The sequence below is a fragment of the Paenibacillus nanensis genome, from assembly GCF_003583765.1.
GTDB lineage: Bacteria > Bacillota > Bacilli > Paenibacillales > Paenibacillaceae > Pristimantibacillus > Pristimantibacillus nanensis.
Map to the genome: position 1 here is coordinate 286,164 of NZ_QXQA01000001.1, position 15,443 is coordinate 301,606.

General features: G+C 51.8%; 13 protein-coding genes and 1 tRNA gene. 9 read left to right on the forward strand and 5 right to left on the reverse strand.

All coding sequences use genetic code 11. From position 1 onward, the window contains the following. The first annotated feature begins 35 nt into the window (after positions 1-35). The 3 genes from D3P08_RS01260 to D3P08_RS01270 all read left to right on the forward strand — a co-directional run bounded on the left by D3P08_RS01260 (position 36) and on the right by D3P08_RS01270 (position 6,214). The gene (locus D3P08_RS01260) at positions 36-3,908 is read left to right on the forward strand and encodes a response regulator (RefSeq protein WP_119597612.1); all 3,873 of its coding nucleotides are present in this window, start codon (positions 36-38) and stop codon (positions 3,906-3,908) included. A 102-nt stretch (positions 3,909-4,010) separates the two neighbouring features. Beyond that, positions 4,011-4,727, forward strand: a complete 717-nt coding sequence (locus D3P08_RS01265; RefSeq protein ID WP_119597613.1) for a response regulator transcription factor — start codon at positions 4,011-4,013, stop codon at positions 4,725-4,727. A gap of 200 nt (positions 4,728-4,927) precedes the next feature. Beyond that, on the forward strand, positions 4,928-6,214 hold the full coding sequence (locus tag D3P08_RS01270) for a putative bifunctional diguanylate cyclase/phosphodiesterase (RefSeq protein ID WP_162848324.1): 1,287 nt from the start codon (positions 4,928-4,930) through the stop codon (positions 6,212-6,214). Between the two features lie 175 nt (positions 6,215-6,389). Here the strand turns inward: D3P08_RS01270 and D3P08_RS01275 are convergent, their stop codons facing one another. Further along, a complete protein-coding gene (locus D3P08_RS01275) occupies positions 6,390-6,608 on the reverse strand; it encodes a hypothetical protein (RefSeq protein ID WP_119597983.1) in 219 nt (72 codons plus the stop codon). A 132-nt stretch (positions 6,609-6,740) separates the two neighbouring features. Then, positions 6,741-7,091: a hypothetical protein gene (locus D3P08_RS01280; protein ID WP_119597615.1), complete on the reverse strand. Its 351-nt coding sequence runs from the start codon at positions 7,089-7,091 to the stop codon at positions 6,741-6,743. Between the two features lie 162 nt (positions 7,092-7,253). Between D3P08_RS01280 and D3P08_RS01285 the strand changes: the two genes are divergently transcribed. Next, a complete protein-coding gene (locus D3P08_RS01285) occupies positions 7,254-8,114 on the forward strand; it encodes a serine/threonine protein kinase (protein WP_119597616.1) in 861 nt (286 codons plus the stop codon). Between the two features lie 7 nt (positions 8,115-8,121). Here D3P08_RS01285 and D3P08_RS01290 read toward each other — a convergent pair whose 3' ends face one another. Then, the gene (locus D3P08_RS01290; protein ID WP_240647186.1) at positions 8,122-8,808 is read right to left on the reverse strand and encodes a TraX family protein; all 687 of its coding nucleotides are present in this window, start codon (positions 8,806-8,808) and stop codon (positions 8,122-8,124) included. A gap of 206 nt (positions 8,809-9,014) precedes the next feature. Here D3P08_RS01290 and D3P08_RS01295 point away from each other — a divergent pair. The 3 genes from D3P08_RS01295 (at position 9,015) to D3P08_RS01305 (ending at position 10,904) form a co-directional block, all read left to right on the forward strand. After that, positions 9,015-9,087: transfer RNA gene (locus tag D3P08_RS01295), tRNA-Thr, on the forward strand. Between the two features lie 144 nt (positions 9,088-9,231). Then, positions 9,232-10,482: a non-homologous end-joining DNA ligase gene (ligD, locus tag D3P08_RS01300; protein ID WP_240647187.1), complete on the forward strand. Its 1,251-nt coding sequence runs from the start codon at positions 9,232-9,234 to the stop codon at positions 10,480-10,482. A 74-nt stretch (positions 10,483-10,556) separates the two neighbouring features. Beyond that, the gene (locus tag D3P08_RS01305) at positions 10,557-10,904 is read left to right on the forward strand and encodes a hypothetical protein (RefSeq protein ID WP_119597618.1); all 348 of its coding nucleotides are present in this window, start codon (positions 10,557-10,559) and stop codon (positions 10,902-10,904) included. A gap of 61 nt (positions 10,905-10,965) precedes the next feature. Here the strand turns inward: D3P08_RS01305 and D3P08_RS01310 are convergent, their stop codons facing one another. Further along, on the reverse strand, positions 10,966-12,507 hold the full coding sequence (locus D3P08_RS01310; RefSeq protein WP_119597619.1) for an FAD-dependent oxidoreductase: 1,542 nt from the start codon (positions 12,505-12,507) through the stop codon (positions 10,966-10,968). Between D3P08_RS01310 and D3P08_RS27585 the strand changes: the two genes are divergently transcribed. Both D3P08_RS27585 and D3P08_RS01320 read left to right on the forward strand, forming a co-directional pair. Beyond that, the gene (locus tag D3P08_RS27585) at positions 12,500-12,691 is read left to right on the forward strand and encodes an SMR family transporter (RefSeq protein ID WP_240647188.1); all 192 of its coding nucleotides are present in this window, start codon (positions 12,500-12,502) and stop codon (positions 12,689-12,691) included. The genes D3P08_RS01310 and D3P08_RS27585 overlap by 8 nt on opposite strands. A gap of 231 nt (positions 12,692-12,922) precedes the next feature. Further along, entirely contained in the window at positions 12,923-13,348 is a 426-nt protein-coding gene (locus tag D3P08_RS01320) for a hypothetical protein (protein ID WP_119597620.1), read from the forward strand. Between the two features lie 94 nt (positions 13,349-13,442). Here D3P08_RS01320 and D3P08_RS01325 read toward each other — a convergent pair whose 3' ends face one another. Continuing rightward, positions 13,443-15,443, reverse strand: a complete 2,001-nt coding sequence (locus tag D3P08_RS01325) for a methyl-accepting chemotaxis protein (RefSeq protein ID WP_162848325.1) — start codon at positions 15,441-15,443, stop codon at positions 13,443-13,445.

A 15,443-nucleotide genomic window follows, 5' to 3' on the forward strand; every position in this document is an offset into this window, starting at 1 on the left:
CAATTGAAGCTTAACAGCAGAAGAGGGGATAACGGATGAACAAGATGTCGCTGCGGACAAAAGGCCTGATTCTGATGGTCGTCATATCGCTTATCCCCCTGCTTATTGCCGGAATAGGCAACTATTCGGCCGTCAAGGACGCGATGCTGCGCTCGGAGATCGAGAAGATCAGCAGCAGGCAGGACAGTCAGGCGGACAATATCGCGGCCTGGATGGATATTCGTCGGGCGGAGGTTATGGTCATGAGCCGGACAAGCGTCGTCCGCTTCGGGACCAACGAGGAGCGATTGAACTATTTGGAGCGCGAGCTCGTTCGGAATGGCTTTACTTATTTTTCTCTCGGCTTTATCAGCGAGGACGGGATGGCGCAGCGCAGCGACGGTCCCCCGGCGGATATGAGCGGAGAGCCTTTTTTTCGATTGGCAATGGAAGGAAGAATTACGATAACCGATCCTTATAAGCCTGCATTTTCCGCGGAAGAGCAGACCTTTATCGTTATTCCCGTATACGGGATCGGCTCGGATATTGTTGGGGCGATTTACGGCTCGATTCCTTTTACAGCCTTTAACCGTTTTTTTGATTTCGCGGAAAACGACGCGCCGGTTCGCTTTTATAACGACGAAGGCGACCTGATCTATACGTCCAATTCGGTGAAGGAGCAGGCAGCGTCTCTGAAGACGGATCCAGCGCTCAGCGCAGTCGCAAGCGACATGCTTAAAGATAACAACGGGCATGTGAAGGTGAGGGCGGATGGAGAATCGTTTTTCGTATTTTATTCGAAAATAGACGGCACGCCGTGGCGGCTAGCGCTGCAGGAGCCGTATGACGATATGAAGGCGATGCTTACTCCGATTTTTTGGCGGATCGTCACAATGATTACCGTCTCGGAGATCATTATCGCCGTGCTTTTCTTTATTTACTTCCATCGTATTGTGAAGAGGCTTGAACGTATATTGAATGTTACGGAGCAGGCGGCCGCGGGCAAATTTCAGGCGGAGCATCTGGACATCTCGCCAGAGGACGAAATTGGGCAGCTCGCGCATTCGGTCAATGGGATGATGGAGCATTTGCAGGAAATGTTCGATCAGCTAAGCGCAATTATTAATCAGAATCAATATGGGTTCATTGTACTCGACGACCAGTACAGGGTGACCTATTTGAATAAGGCGGCCGAAGAGATGCTCGGTTATAAGACAGAGGAATTGGTCGGTCATGCAACGCCTCTACTCTTTATGGATCCCGATGAAATCGCGAAGGAAGCGGAGCTGCTCTCGGCAGAGCTGGGCAAAGAAGTGCTTCCCGGCCTGCAGGTATTCAAGGAGCTCAGGCATCGGAAGTTCTCCTATGAACGCGAATGGACATTCATCCATAAGGATGGAACGCGCATTCCAACGCTTCACAGCTCCAACGGGCTGCGCGACCGGAACGGGAGGTTCTCCGGCGTTGTCGGCATGGTGAGGAACATTTCCGAAACCAAGCAAGTGGAGAACGCGCGCAACCGGCTTATGGACATTGTGGAATCCGCCAAGGATTTAATCGCTTCGGTCGATATGGACGGCAGCGTCATTTATATGAACCGTGCAGGTAAAGAGATGCTCGGTCTTAACAACTCCGATGAAATCGGTGAAACGTTAGAGCGGTACGTCGATTCCCATATGTACGCGCATCTTCTGAAAGGCGCGGAGCTGGCCAAAAAATTCGGGTTTTGGGAAAGCGTCGCCGAGCTGACCAAATTAAACGGCGAGGTGCTGCATGTGTCCATGGTCGTCGTCGCTCACGTGGATCAAGCGACCGGCGACCGGTTCTACTCTTGTATTGCGAGAGATATTACCGAGCAGAAGCTTGTGCAAGAGGAACTGGTTCGCGCAACGCTTGAGGCGGAGGAGGCGAATATGGCGAAGAGCCGCTTCCTTGCGCTGATGAGCCACGAGATACGCACCCCTCTGAACGGGATTATTGGGCTGACCCAGCTTCTGCGCAAGACGGAGCTGTCGGTTGTGCAGAAGGATTATTTGAACAAGATGAATATGTCCTCGGAGTCGCTGCTCCGGATCATTAACGACGTGCTGGATTTCTCCAAAATCGAAGCGGAAAAAATCGAGTTGGAGCAGCGTCCGTTCAGGCCGGAGGAGCTTCTGTACCGGCTTGCCAACGGCCTCAGCTTCTTCCTCGGGGGCAAGGAACAATTCGAGTTTATGATCAAGACGCCGGACCGTCTGCCGGTCAAGCTGATCGGGGATTCGCTGCGGCTTGAGCAAGTGCTGCTGAATCTTTGCATGAACGCGATTAAGTTTACGTCCCATGGAATGGTGAAGCTTGAGCTCGACGTGACCTGGGAGTCGGAGGATCGGATCCTGCTGAGCTTTGCGGTCGCGGATACCGGTATCGGCATGAGCCAGGAGGTTGTCGATAAGCTGTTCAAGCCGTTTACGCAAGCCGACAGCTCGACTACGCGGAAGTTTGGAGGCACCGGACTTGGACTTGTAATCTCCCAAAGGCTAGTGGCGCTGATGGGCGGCACGCTGCAGGTCAGCAGCCAAGAAGGGGTTGGCAGCCGATTCTTCTTTACGCTTCCGTTCGAAGTTGCGGAGAAGCCGGCGGAGACGCCTCGTGATTGGCTGACGGCGGAATTGCCGGAAGACCGTGAAGGAATTATTTGGGTCGTTGAAGATGACCGGAAGATGAGAGACCATTGGAGCTATATGTTTGAAACCATGGGTCTGACCGTCCTTGCGTACGACAGCTGGGAGACTGCGCTCGAGCGGCTTAGACGCGTCGGAGCCGGAGCCCTTCCTCAGCTGCTGCTGATGGATATGGAGATGCCGGACATGTACGGCATTGATACATGGAACACCTTCCGAGCCGAGGCGGATAAGGCAGGCGCCCGAATCATCGCGCTCACAACAACGTTCGGCAGGGATGAGCTGCAGAGGCTTTCTGCAGAGGAGCGGCCTCTTGCGATATTAACGAAGCCTGCGACTCGCGGCGCCATTGCGCGCGCGCTTAGCGAAGCGCTGAGGAACCGTTCGCTCGACGGACAGCATAACGGACAGCAAGGGCAAAAGAGTCCTAGCTGTAAAGGAAATGTTACAAATGTTAAAATTTTGTTAGCGGAAGATAACAAAATTAACCAGTTGGTTGCTGTGGAGATGCTGAACAGCAATGGATATCAGGTGGGGTTGGCCGAGAATGGCCAGCAGGTTCTGGACATGCTCGAGAAGGAAGCATGGGATTTGATCTTGATGGACATTCATATGCCGGTCATGGACGGTACGGAGGCCACTCGGATCATTCGATGCAAGCCGCAGTTTGATCGCATTCCGATTATTGCGGTAACGGCGAATATTTTGCAGAAGGATCACGAGAAGTATTTGAGGCTGGGAATGAATGACACGCTCACAAAGCCGTTATCGGAGGAAAAGCTGCTGGATGCACTATCCTTTTGGCTGGATAGACTGGAGGCCCATCCGGAGCTTGGAAGAACATCTTACCGTTCCTCGGCCGGCGGCTTGGCGCCGGCCGAAAGCCTTGCTGCAGCCGAGAAGCTGCCGCAAATCCCTGGAATGGATGTGGAAAGCGCGCTTGAGCGCGTGAACGGGAAGAAGCAAATTTTGCTGCATATGATTGATCAATTCCGTCTTGATTATACTGAGTTTATGGATCGGCTGCGGATGGTGCTGAAGCAAGGCGACCGGGAGACGGTCGCTCGCATGCTTCATACGCTCAAAGGGGCTGGCGGGTACTTGTCCGCTTATGAATTATGCGATGCCGCAAATTTGGTGAGCGAGCAGCTGAAGCGTCCTGACGGCGAGCCGAAGGAGATGCAACTGGCGATCGCTCATTTGGAGAAGGAGCTTGCCAAGCTTTTGGCGGGGCTGCACGGCGCTCGTCAGAAGTTCGACAAATAAATCTAACAAATTTCTAACAATCGGTTGTCCCTGGGTCATCATTATTGTATAGTAGAGGTACTATATTGGACAGTAATCTTCAATTCTTAAAGGGTGACGCCAATGTATAAAATTTTGGTTATTGAAGATGACGTCATGATGAGCAACATGCTTTCGATGTATCTGACAGAAGAAGGCTACAACGTAAAGCAGGCTTATCGCGGTGATGAGGGGTTACAGCTCTCGGAAGAGTATGTGCCGCATCTGGTCCTTCTGGATCTGATGCTTCCCGATATGAACGGGATCGAAGTGTGCACCCGAATTCGCAGCGTCTCTCATGTACCAATTATGATACTGTCAATGAAAAGCGAAGTGTCGGAGCGAGTGCTTGCGCTCAAATCAGGCGCGGATGATTACTTGTGCAAGCCGTTCAGCATGCATGAGTTGACAGCGAGAGTGGAAGCGCTTATTCGAAGATCGCTAGCCATTCATATTGAGGCGGGAGCCCAGGTTGCCGCGGCTTCAGCTCCTGTCGCGGACGTAGAACCGGTTCAATTAGACATGGAACGGCGTCTGCTGCTCGTGCGCGGTCAATATGTGGAGACGACGTTTTCTGAATATGAGCTGATGAAGCTGTTCCTTTCTCATCCAGGCAAAGTGTTCAGCCGCGAAGAGCTGATTAATGCGATAAGAGGCTTCGATTCCTTTGTAACGGATCGCGCTATTGATGTACATATCGTCAATCTTCGCAAAAAAATCGAGCAGAACCCGAAGGAACCAAAGCTTATCCGTACGGTCTGGGGCTTTGGTTACAAGTATGGCGCGCTGGCTTCGACTTAACGGAGCCTGCGGAAGTGAATCAATAGAACGATGAATTGGACTTCGTGCTCCGCAGTTGATGCGGGGCACTTTTTTTGGCCAAACCTACTAACATCTTTAACATTCTTCTAAAAGTTTGTCCGGCATTTTCCTAATAGTTCTATGCGAGTATATAACTAGGACTAAGGTACGGATTGAAAAGGAAGATGGGGTGTTGGGGAATGATGGTGTCAATCGGTTTATCTGGGCGCAGGGAAGCTTTCGTCCAATTGGAGCTCGCCATTGGCGATGCGCGCCTTACAGGTAAACGATTGTTGGTCGCGTTGGTGAATCTGGATAAATTTTATCGGATGAATGAATCGGTTGGCATGGCTTTTGGCGATAGCGTACTGAACCAAATCGAGAAGAGGCTTTCGACATCATTCCATGCAAAGGGAATCAGCAGGCTGGAAGGCAACACCTTTCTCGTCATTGTTCAGACAGATGCTGAAGATCAGAAGTATTGGCAGGCTGTTGAGGCAGTTAAGTATGCGGTGGAACGCCCCTTTACAGGGGAAGCGGGAGCGGAGTTCCATATGACGGCCAGTATTGGGGTGTCCGTTTATCCGCAAGATGGCCGCACAAGCGATCAGCTCATTTGCCGTTCGGAATCGGCGCTTTATCAAGCGAAAGAGCATGGCGGTAACCGTGTATATTTCTATAATAACGAGGATACGGTGAAACGGAACAGGCGGCTGTTGATCGAATCAAGCTTGCGGCCTGCATTGTACCTTCGTTTGTTTGAGCTTAGCTACCAGCCGATTTACCGCCTGTCGGACGGCCGGCTTAAAGGCTTTGAGACGCTGATTCGCTGGGAGCACCCTGAGCTTGGCAGCGTAGAGCCGAACGAATTTATCCCGATCGCGGAGCATAACGGTCTTATCGTGCCGATCGGGGAATGGGTATTGCGCGAGGCGTGCAAGCGGCTGTCCATGCTCCGCTCCTACGGGATGAATGAGCTAACGATATCCGTTAACCTGTCTCCCGTGCAGCTGCTCGATCCAACCTTCGCCTTTTTCGTGTTGAACACGATTTCGGAGTATCAATTGCCGGCAAGCGCCATTGAGCTCGAAATGAAGGAGCACCCATTGATTGCTTCCCCGGAGGCATTGTCCGCGCTCAGCAAATTGCGCGCAGCCGGTGTTCGCATCTCGTTGGATGACTTCGGAACAGGCTACTCCTCCTTTGACAATTTGAAGCAGCTGCCGATTCATTGTCTCAAAATCGACCGGTCTTTTATCGGAAGAATAGATCTGATCAGTGCGGAACGTCATATCGTGGAGTCGCTGATTAGCCTCGTGAAGAAGCTGGGGCTGGAAGTGACAGCGGTAGGCGTCGAGTATGAAGAGCAATATGACCTCCTGCGGGAATGGGGCTGCCATTATGCGCAAGGCTATCTGCTGGGCCAGCCGATGGAGGCGGCATCGATCGAATCGCAGCTGCTGTATGTTCAACACATCCGCGGCTGAAAAGGAACAAGGCATATTCCCCCGATTCATTTTCTAACCAGGGGTTACGACGGAAGGGAAAACGAAACGGCAGTGCAAAGGTTATAACCTTTGCACTGCCGTTTCGTTTGTCATCCGTTCTGAGCATGCTTCCTTATGAGAAAGGTCCTTCTTAAGAAAGAAGGAAGCCAGCTTTCTAGCTGACCTCCAAATAAAGCTTTGTGCCGTCGTTATATTGGAAGATGGCGACATCGCGCACCATTTCAACGGACTTAATACGTTTCCACCGTTTTCTAAAATCGAAGTCCAGTTCCATTTCGGACAATTTATGATGAAGCAGTTCTACAGATGCTGATTGTTCGTTAGGGTAGTAGACAGGGACGGAACGATTCTTGAAGGTTATGATCCGCATCATACTTGCATGCACCTCCGATTGCGTTTTTCCCATTATACCTAGAACATCTTAGCCTCTTATGAAACTGTCGTCAGAAGAATGTTTAGTTTGTTAATACTTTTTTAACATTTAGGGGCTCGTATTTGCAAGCTCCTACGAGCTGCTGTACTTCCACTTTTTCTTGTAATAGCCGTGCCCATAATGATGATTGTAGCGCGGCGGATGAGACGGGTAATACGGCTGCTGTCCGCTTGGGTAAGGCGGCTGGCCTTGCGGATACGGCGGCTGTCCCGGAACTTGGTTCGGGTAAGGCGGGTGCCCGTGATGCTGATTCGGATAGTAAGGCTGCTGCCCCGGGTAATGCCCATGCTGCTGATTCGGCGGATACGGCGGTGGCGGCGGATAATGAGGCGGCGGGTAATGCCCTTTCTTGAAATCGCTGCTGCTTAAAAAATGGTGTCCATACCTAGGTCCGGCTATCGAATGTAAAATGCGCTTTAACATATTGGATCCTCCTTTGGAATCGCTAATAAGGTATAGCGTTGATTATTAATACGTAAAAGTTTCCTTCAGGTTTCTATATGCAATTGCCTTTTTTTCGCGGCTCGACAGAGCGGGCAGACGCATGTAAGCTTATTCTAGCAACGCTTAGGAGCTGATGCAAAAATGGTGAACAGACTGGCGCAAAAATGGCGCGGCATCGTAGAGGCTTGGCGCGATTATCCGCTGCAGCCCGGCAAGCTATGGAACGGACGGTACCGCATTGAGCGGCTGCTTGGGATGGGCAGCTACGGGCAAGCTTACCTATGCATAGATCTTGAAACGAACGAGCAGGTGCTGCTGAAACGCAATAAGCCGAGCAAAGGACAAACGGGAATTGAGCTGCTGAGGCGAGAAAGTGAAATCATGAGCGCGCTGGATCATCCGCAAATTCCGAAGCGGCTTGCTTACAGCAGGAGGAGACGCGATGAAGCGCTTATTATGCAGTATGTGAATGGTCATAACCTGGAATATATGATTTATGAGCAGAACGAGACTTATTCCGAAGCAGAAGCGCTGAAGATGCTGCAATTGCTGCTGAAGCCGATTCGATACTTGCATGAGCAAGGCTACGTCCACCGGGACGTGCGCATTCCGAACGTGCTGCTCCAAGGCGGTCTCCTGCATCTTGTCGATTTCGGATTGGCATGCCGAATTGGCGAGCGCCTGCCGGAGCACTTGCTTGAAGCGCTTGGCGAAGGAAGCGGGCTGGCGAAGGACAGCGCCGCAGCTGTAAAGCGCCGTATGCGCACTCCGGCGCCGGCAAGCGATTGGTTCGGACTCGGCCATTTATTCCTGTTCGTCATGTATGCGGGCTACGAGCCTGCGGCAGGCGCCGAGGAGAAGAGCTGGGAGGCGGAGCTTGAGCTGCAGCCCGAAGTGAAGCATTTTGTCGGCAAGCTGCTGAATGACGAATATGCCTGGGTGACGACGGAGCAATGCGAGCGGGAGCTTGCCGCGCTGCTGGACCGGCTGAACGAGCGTTGACCGTTGTCTAAGCCCCAAGCATTTCCTCTAAACGACTGTAGTAATGAACAACCGCAATGCCGATTAGATGTAGGGGATAAAAGCTCCGCCAGACGATTCTCGGGACTTTAATTTTGTCCATGCTCTTCATGAGGTCGGGCAAATAGACGATCCAAATCGTCGCCATTAAGCTGAACAGCTGCAGCACCCAGCCTTTGTAGAAGACGCTGGCAATATTTAAGAGCAAGTGAAGCGCGGCAAAATAGCGCGGAGAGGCATACCTGTAAATGAGCGTAAGCAGCAACGCGTAAGCGCCGTAATCGAACGGGAATGCCTCCAGCAGCGCGATCGCGGCGGCAATTACCGCAACGCAGGCGATCGGTTTGTCTTTCAGCCAGTCCAGAAGCCTTAGCGTGAGCAGGCAGATGAACAGCGTCGCGATCACGTTGATTTCGAGCACATCAAACGCAAGCTGATACGGAATTTGGGAGATGGCGGCCAGAATGCCCACTCTCATCAAATACCGGTGCACATCGCGCGTTCGGAAGTAGCCGATCACCATCGCATAGATATAAAAAGGCATAGCGAGTCTGCCGATTATCCGCCACACGGGATCCTCCGGATACCAGACGGCACCGATATGATCGATTAACATGGTAAGCATCGCGACAAACTGGATGACAATCACCTTCATTCTAGAGGTTGGGATTGCCATAAGTATAGCATAAGCTTACCTCAACGGCTTGTATTGCATTTGTTGCCGTAAACCTCATTTGTTGCCCGCTTATTACAAGGTATGCGGGGGAACGCGGCGCCATACGCACAGCGGAATTCCAAGGGAGAAAAAAGACTTGACAGCAGGAACGAAAATTCGTATCCTATTGATTGTCGCCCCGATTTTTATCGGAGCAATAAGTATACGCTGGTGTAGCTCAGCTGGTAGAGCAACGCATTCGTAATGCGTAGGTCGGGGGTTCGAGTCCCTTCACCAGCATCGAAGAAGAGCGCGGTTTCCGATGGATTCGGGAGCCGCGCTTTTTTTGTGTTCTTGAGGTGGTATGAAACTTGAGGATCGAGAGGATAATAGCGGCAAATAGCGGGTTTTATGAATGATTCCGCAAAGCAGGAGGCTGTTGCCGTGTTATTCTCCAATCGAGGCATTCGCTATACGGGCTTTTTTTTCATCCTTGGCTACCGGACGGACGATGAATCTTTTCTTGCGGGCATACGGAAAAATGATGATATTCAGCCCGTAGGCTTCTTTTCTCAGGGTCTCAAGGAAGAGGAGAAGCGCACCCTTATCCAAGCGATAAGCGCGAATCGAAAGCCGGGCTCCGATCCGGTCAACGTGCGTGTTGACCCGGGCATTTGCGTAGAACTGAGCTTCACGGCCATTGAGAATGGCGGGCTCGTACATCCGATGTTCCGTTCGTTTCAGCTTGGGGTGGATTGGAAGGCCTGTACGTGGGATAAGCTTGTCATCGACAATGCGCCCGCAGGGCCGAACGGTATCAAAGTTACGCATCCCGACAAGCTGGTGTGGAAGGACGTCCCGATCACCAAAGAAGGCTATATTTCGTATCTGCTTCAAGTGTCGCCGGTCATGCTTCCCTTTTTGGAGCAGCGGGTTTTAACCAATATCCGTTATACGCAGGGCATTCCCGGCGAGTTTTTTTATCAGAAAAACTGCCCCGACTACGCTCCGGATTTTATCCAAACGGTTAAAGTGAACGATATCGATTATATCGTTTGCGATAATGTATCCACATTAGGCTGGCTGGGCAATCAGATGGCCATCGAGTATCATATTCCCTTCAACAGAATTGGGGCGGATAAGCCGCTTGAAATCGTATTCGACCTTGATCCCCCAAGCAGGGAGCAATTCAGTTTAGCGGTCAAGGCGGCAATCGAAATGAGGAACGTGTTCGAAGGCTTCGGCGTGATCAGCTATCCTAAAGTTTCGGGAGGCAAAGGGCTGCAAATTCATATCCCGCTCGGGAATCGTTCCTCCTTGACCTACGATGATACAAGGGTGTTTACCGAATTTGTGGCCAAGTATCTGGTCGAGAGGTTTCCCGGCGACTTTACGATTGAAAGGCTGAAGAAAAACCGCGGCGGCAAGCTCTATCTGGATTATATCCAGCATGCGGAAGGGAAAACGATCATATGTCCATACTCGCCAAGAGGAACCGACGAAGCGACTGTAGCGGCTCCGCTTTATTGGGATGAGGTGCAAATCGGCTTATCCAGCAAGAGTTTTACCATTCCGACGGTACTGGAGCGGCTGTCGAAAGGTGAGTGCCCGATGAGCGGCTATTTCCAACAAACGAATGCCGCTGTGCCCCGTATCATCTCGATGCTAAAAGAGCAGCTTGTCGGTTCTAGGTAGTGCATACGATTGGAATTGTTGTCTCATAATAAGGCAGGCTTCAAAAAATTACCTAAGACCCTAAGGAGGCAACCATGTACCATAATCCTAACCACAACGCAAGCAGCCAATTGAATCAAATCGAAAGCGCGGTGCAGCAATTAATCCAGCAAACGCAGCAAGCAACGGAGATGTACCAGCAAATGCTCAGACAGGAGCAAGAAAATGCGGCGGTCCTTCAACAGCTTGCGCAGCGCGAGCAGCAAGCGACACAGACGATTCAAACCGCTCTGCAAGGCCATCAAACCGCCATTCAACAGCTGAACAGCATCACGAACCTGTGCCATCAAGTGTCACAAACGATGTCGACTTTGCAGAATACGGCTTACCTGCAAAACAACAGTCAAAACTTCACGACTCAGTCCGGCTTCTACCGCCAATAAGCGATTATAACCGAAAATCCCCGAACGCGTACCGACGTTCGGGGATTATTCTTTTGCGCAATTACAATGTGAGCGGCTTCAGCGGCCTTTCGGCCGGTCCTTCCTTCACCTCTCCGGTGTGGGTAAACCTAGAGCCATGACAAGGGCAGTCCCAGGTTCTCTCGCCATCGTTCCATTCCACTTCGCAGCCCATATGCGTGCAGGTCGTATCTACGATATGCAGCTTTCCGTCCTTATCCCGGTAAGCGCCGGCTCTCTTCCCATGAACGGAGACGACGGCACCCTCGTCAAGCGCGAGATCCTCGGGCTTGCGGTGGACCATCTCCAGCTTGCCGCCGATAAGATGCTTTGCCACGTCGAAGTTATCGACGACTAAGTTTTTGAGCGTTTTCGCTGACAATTTCCGGGATGGCGCGAACAAGTCGGCGTAACGGCTCTCCTTCTCCTGAATCAAATCGCTGATGATCATCGCGGCGGCTGTGCCGCTTGTCATGCCCCATTTCTTGTACCCGGTCGCGATGAAAATATTGTCCGACGAATCGGTAATGCGTCCGATATACGGTATTTTATCGCCTGTCACCAGGTCTTGCGCCGACCAACGGTAGGTAATTTCCTGCGCGCCTAAATGCTCGGCCGCGTAGTTTTGAAGCGTCTCGTAGTGGTTGATGGTGCAGATGCCTTGGCCCGTCTTATGCGACTGGCCGCCGACGATAAGGATCGGCTTGCCGTCGGCAGCCGTTGCGCTTCTTAGCGAACGCTTCGGTTCCTCCGCGCTGATGTACATGCCTCCGGGATACTCCATATCGGTCCGGATGCCAAGCGCGTAGGAGCGCTCCGCGTGCATACGGGCGAAAAAGAAGCCGTGTCCGTCATAAAACGGGAAATGCGAGCAGCTTATCGCATATTTGCAGGAGACCTCGAAGTTATCCATGCTGACAACCTTAATCGGGTCGCCTTGTTGAACTTTCGAAGCCGTCGTATGCTCGAAGATCTGGCATCCGGCTTCCGCGATATGCCGGACCAATGCTTTGAGATAGAGCAGAGGATGGAACTGGGCTTGATCCTTCATGACGACAGCCGCTTTCGCCGGAATGCCGTTCAGCGGGATGCGGTCAACTAGCGCTCCAGGAATGCCGAGCTTTTCGTAAGCGGCCATTTCATTCTGGAGCTTTTTTAGGTAATCGTCTGAATTGGTGTATACATATGCATCTTGAGCGCTAAAGCCGCAGTCGATTGACAGGCCTTGAACGGTGTCGCGGATGAAATGCAGCGCGTCCAGGTTGGCGTTGTAATAAAGCCCGGCCTTCTCAACGCCTTCCTGTCGGATGAGCTCGTCGTAGAAAAGATCGTGCTGCGCCGTTATTTTGGCAGTCGTATGAGCGGTCGTGCCGCTTAGCAGCCTGCCCGCTTCCAGCAGGACGACGCGAAGCCCGGCTTTCGTAAGAATGTAAGCCGTTGTAATGCCGGAGATGCCGCCGCCGACGACAACGACATCGGCTTCTATATTGCTTTGCAGCTTGGGATAGGAGGGAAGCTCCTCGGTAGTTCCGGTCCAATAGGACTCCGGATAGGTAGGCAAAGGCGGAATTTTGGCGTTGGACATCAATATGCTCCTTCCAAAAGATGTGCTTCATACATTCCTTCCCTTCCAGCAAAAATCTATTCGGGGAGCGGGCTATAAATATAGGACGAATAACATTATTCTTATTGCCGGCTTCGTCGTAAGCTTCCAGCTGCTGCTTGCGGCGAAGGAGACGATACCGCTTGCGACGGCTTATGCGGTATGAACGGGAATCGGCACCGTCGGCGCAGCGATCGTCGGCATGATATTCTTTAAAAAATCGAAGAGCTGGGTTCGTATCGCTTGCATATTAAGCGTTATTTGCTCTGTGGTCGGCTTGAAGCTGGCCGGACGCACAGCTGGTCTACATTTTCAACGTTTGACGCTTGTCATTGACCCATACTTCTCTATCGGCCATGCATAAACTAGAGTAAGCATGATAGAGAGGAGGATCCACATGTCCGCCAAGCTGGAAGTTAGCAACTGGAGAAAGCGCCGGGTAGCAGGAGCGATGAACGGCCGCCGCCGCCGCAACCATCATCGAAGAGACGACTTTGTGGTTGAAGGCGTCCAAGACATGGGTCGTGAGCTCGGCCAAAAGTTTAACAATCTCCGCAGACGCTGTAAAGCTCGCAAGCTCGTGGCAGCGATCCGCCATTGCGACCATAGAGCTGTTAATGAGCTGTTCGACTGGCACTGCAGATCCATTCATTTCTACAAAAGACCAGGCTATGACTGCGTCAGAATTTGCTGCAGCTTCAATAGAGGCGCGGTCGTCGTTTCGTTCGATATCTGCGTGAGAAGCCTGTACAACGGCTACGGCAACGGTTTCTATGGCAACGGGTTCTACGGCAATGGTTACAATGGCAATGGCTTCTTCTAAAAAATGATAGTCTTTCACCCCTTCAAAATAAAAAGAGCAGGCTACCCGAGGCGAATGATTTCCTTGTCCTCGGACCTGCTCTTTTTACATAGGTTTACACTTTAAATAATGCCGCGCGCTCCTTCAGATCGTTCATCATCCGGGTTAATTCGCTGGTCGACGCGGACATCTCCTCGATCAGCTTTAATTGCGTCAAGGAGTGGTCAGCGACTTGCTGCGAGCTTGTAGCCGACGCCTCCGCGATATGGACCATTTCACCCATAGAAGCGGAGATTTCTTCGGTGCTGGCGGACATCTCTTCCGTAGCTGCGGAAATTTCCTGCACTTGGCCCGTTACGTCTACGATGGCAGTTCTAATATCGCTGAAGGACTCCTCCACTTGGCGCATATTCGTCAAGCCGTTTTCGATATCCTTTTGGTTCTGGATGATGGCTTGGGCGGCTCCGCGAGACGATGACTGAATCATGCCGATCAACTCGGTAATGTTCTTGACGGATACGCCGGTTTGCTCCGCCAGCTTCTTCACCTCGTTGGCGACCACGGCAAAGCCTCGGCCGGCTTCTCCAGCCCGCGCCGCTTCGATGGAAGCGTTGAGCGAAAGCAAAGCGGTCTGGTTTGAAATGTCCGAGATGAGGTCGATAATATGACCGATTTCCGACGAATGAGCGTTTAACTCCTCAACAACCAGTGCCGTCCGATTGGCCGAGTCGCTGATCGCGTGAATTTGCTTGACTGCTTGCCGAAGCTCCACATTGCCTTGCTCCACCTCTTGCATAACGTTGGAAGCATGTTCCGATACGGCGCCGGAAGACTCCGCGATGCGTTGAACCCCGCCAGCCATTTCTTCCGATGCCGTCGCCGTTTGCTCCGAAGCGGCCAGCTGGTTAGCCGTGCCTTCCGCAATGGCCTTGATCGTGCTGCCGATTTCGCGGGAGAGCATATCGGATTGCTCCGACGATAATTTCAGCTTCTCGCTGGCAGCAGCAACGCCGGCTATTGATGTATTAATCTTTTCGACCGTTGTGGAGAAAGCGTCGAGCATGACGTTAATGCTGTTCTTCAGCTGTCCGATTTCGTCACGGGAATCGGACTTCAGCCGCTCCGTTAAGTTGCCTTCGGCAACTTTTTTCATGAAGCTCGTAATCGTAAGCGCCATATTCGAAATATACCGGGAAGCAATAACGGCAATCGCGACTGTAAGCAGCGCGACGACCGCGACGATAACAATCGATAGGTTCCGCGATTGGTTCACCGATTCCAGCACTTCGGGCTCTGGGACAGAGACGACGAGCTTCCAGCTCGTTCCTGGAATGGTCTCGAAGTGATTATACATGTTGACGCCATTTTCATCGCGGTATGTAAGGGCTCCGGACTCTTCTGCTAGGAGCCGATCGATAAACAATTTACCATCCGCGTCGTTAAGATAGTCCGCTATGTTCTTTCCGATCCGTTCTTTGTCCGGGTAGGTGTAATAGTCGCCCTTGCCGGAGACAAGGTAGCCGAAGCCGCTCTCCTGGAGCTTGATTTGGTCCGTCAACACGGCGAACGTGTCAGGCGAGACGGTGCTCACGATCACGCCGGCTAGATTGCCTGACGCGTCCAGCACGGGCACGTCGATGGGGAAAATATAGCTGTTTGTGACCTTGCTGATAAGCATGTCTCCGATCGATGTTTTTTTGGACTCCTTGGCAGCGAGGAAATGCGCGCGATCGCTGACGTCAATCGGAACGCCTGCGATATCCAAGCCGGTGCCATTCGGGTTCAAAAAGTTCATGTTTTGAATATCGGTATCGCTTTCTTTGATGGTGCGAAGCAGCGGGAGAATCTTGTCGGTGCTGCCTTCGGCGAATTCCGGGTGATTGGCGATGAGCGTTTCCGTCCTCGCAGCTTTGTCTCGAATCCACTCATCGATTTGAGCGGAATAAATCGAAGCGATTTTTTTCTGCACTTCAAAATTTTCAGCTTCAGTTGTACGACTGAAGTAGGTAATAGAAAGGGAAGTGGCTGCTAATAGGGGAATGACAGAAATGACGAGCAGCAGAATAATGAGTTTGAAGCGAATGGAACTGTTCTTGAAGCTAAGCTTTTGTCTCAT

Excerpts from the sequence above, each read along its gene's own strand:
- D3P08_RS01260 (WP_119597612.1), top strand. The coding sequence starts at position 36 with ATGAACAAGATGTCGCTGCGGACAAAAGGCCTGATTCTGATGGTCGTC.
- D3P08_RS01265 (WP_119597613.1), top strand. The coding sequence starts at position 4,011 with ATGTATAAAATTTTGGTTATTGAAGATGACGTCATGATGAGCAACATG.
- D3P08_RS01270 (WP_162848324.1), top strand. The coding sequence starts at position 4,928 with ATGATGGTGTCAATCGGTTTATCTGGGCGCAGGGAAGCTTTCGTCCAA.
- D3P08_RS01275 (WP_119597983.1), bottom strand. The coding sequence starts at position 6,608 with ATGATGCGGATCATAACCTTCAAGAATCGTTCCGTCCCTGTCTACTAC.
- D3P08_RS01280 (WP_119597615.1), bottom strand. The coding sequence starts at position 7,091 with ATGTTAAAGCGCATTTTACATTCGATAGCCGGACCTAGGTATGGACAC.
- D3P08_RS01285 (WP_119597616.1), top strand. The coding sequence starts at position 7,254 with ATGGTGAACAGACTGGCGCAAAAATGGCGCGGCATCGTAGAGGCTTGG.
- D3P08_RS01290 (WP_240647186.1), bottom strand. The coding sequence starts at position 8,808 with ATGGCAATCCCAACCTCTAGAATGAAGGTGATTGTCATCCAGTTTGTC.
- D3P08_RS01305 (WP_119597618.1), top strand. The coding sequence starts at position 10,557 with ATGTACCATAATCCTAACCACAACGCAAGCAGCCAATTGAATCAAATC.
- D3P08_RS01310 (WP_119597619.1), bottom strand. The coding sequence starts at position 12,507 with ATGTCCAACGCCAAAATTCCGCCTTTGCCTACCTATCCGGAGTCCTAT.
- D3P08_RS01320 (WP_119597620.1), top strand. The coding sequence starts at position 12,923 with ATGTCCGCCAAGCTGGAAGTTAGCAACTGGAGAAAGCGCCGGGTAGCA.
- D3P08_RS01325 (WP_162848325.1), bottom strand. The coding sequence starts at position 15,443 with ATGAGACAAAAGCTTAGCTTCAAGAACAGTTCCATTCGCTTCAAACTC.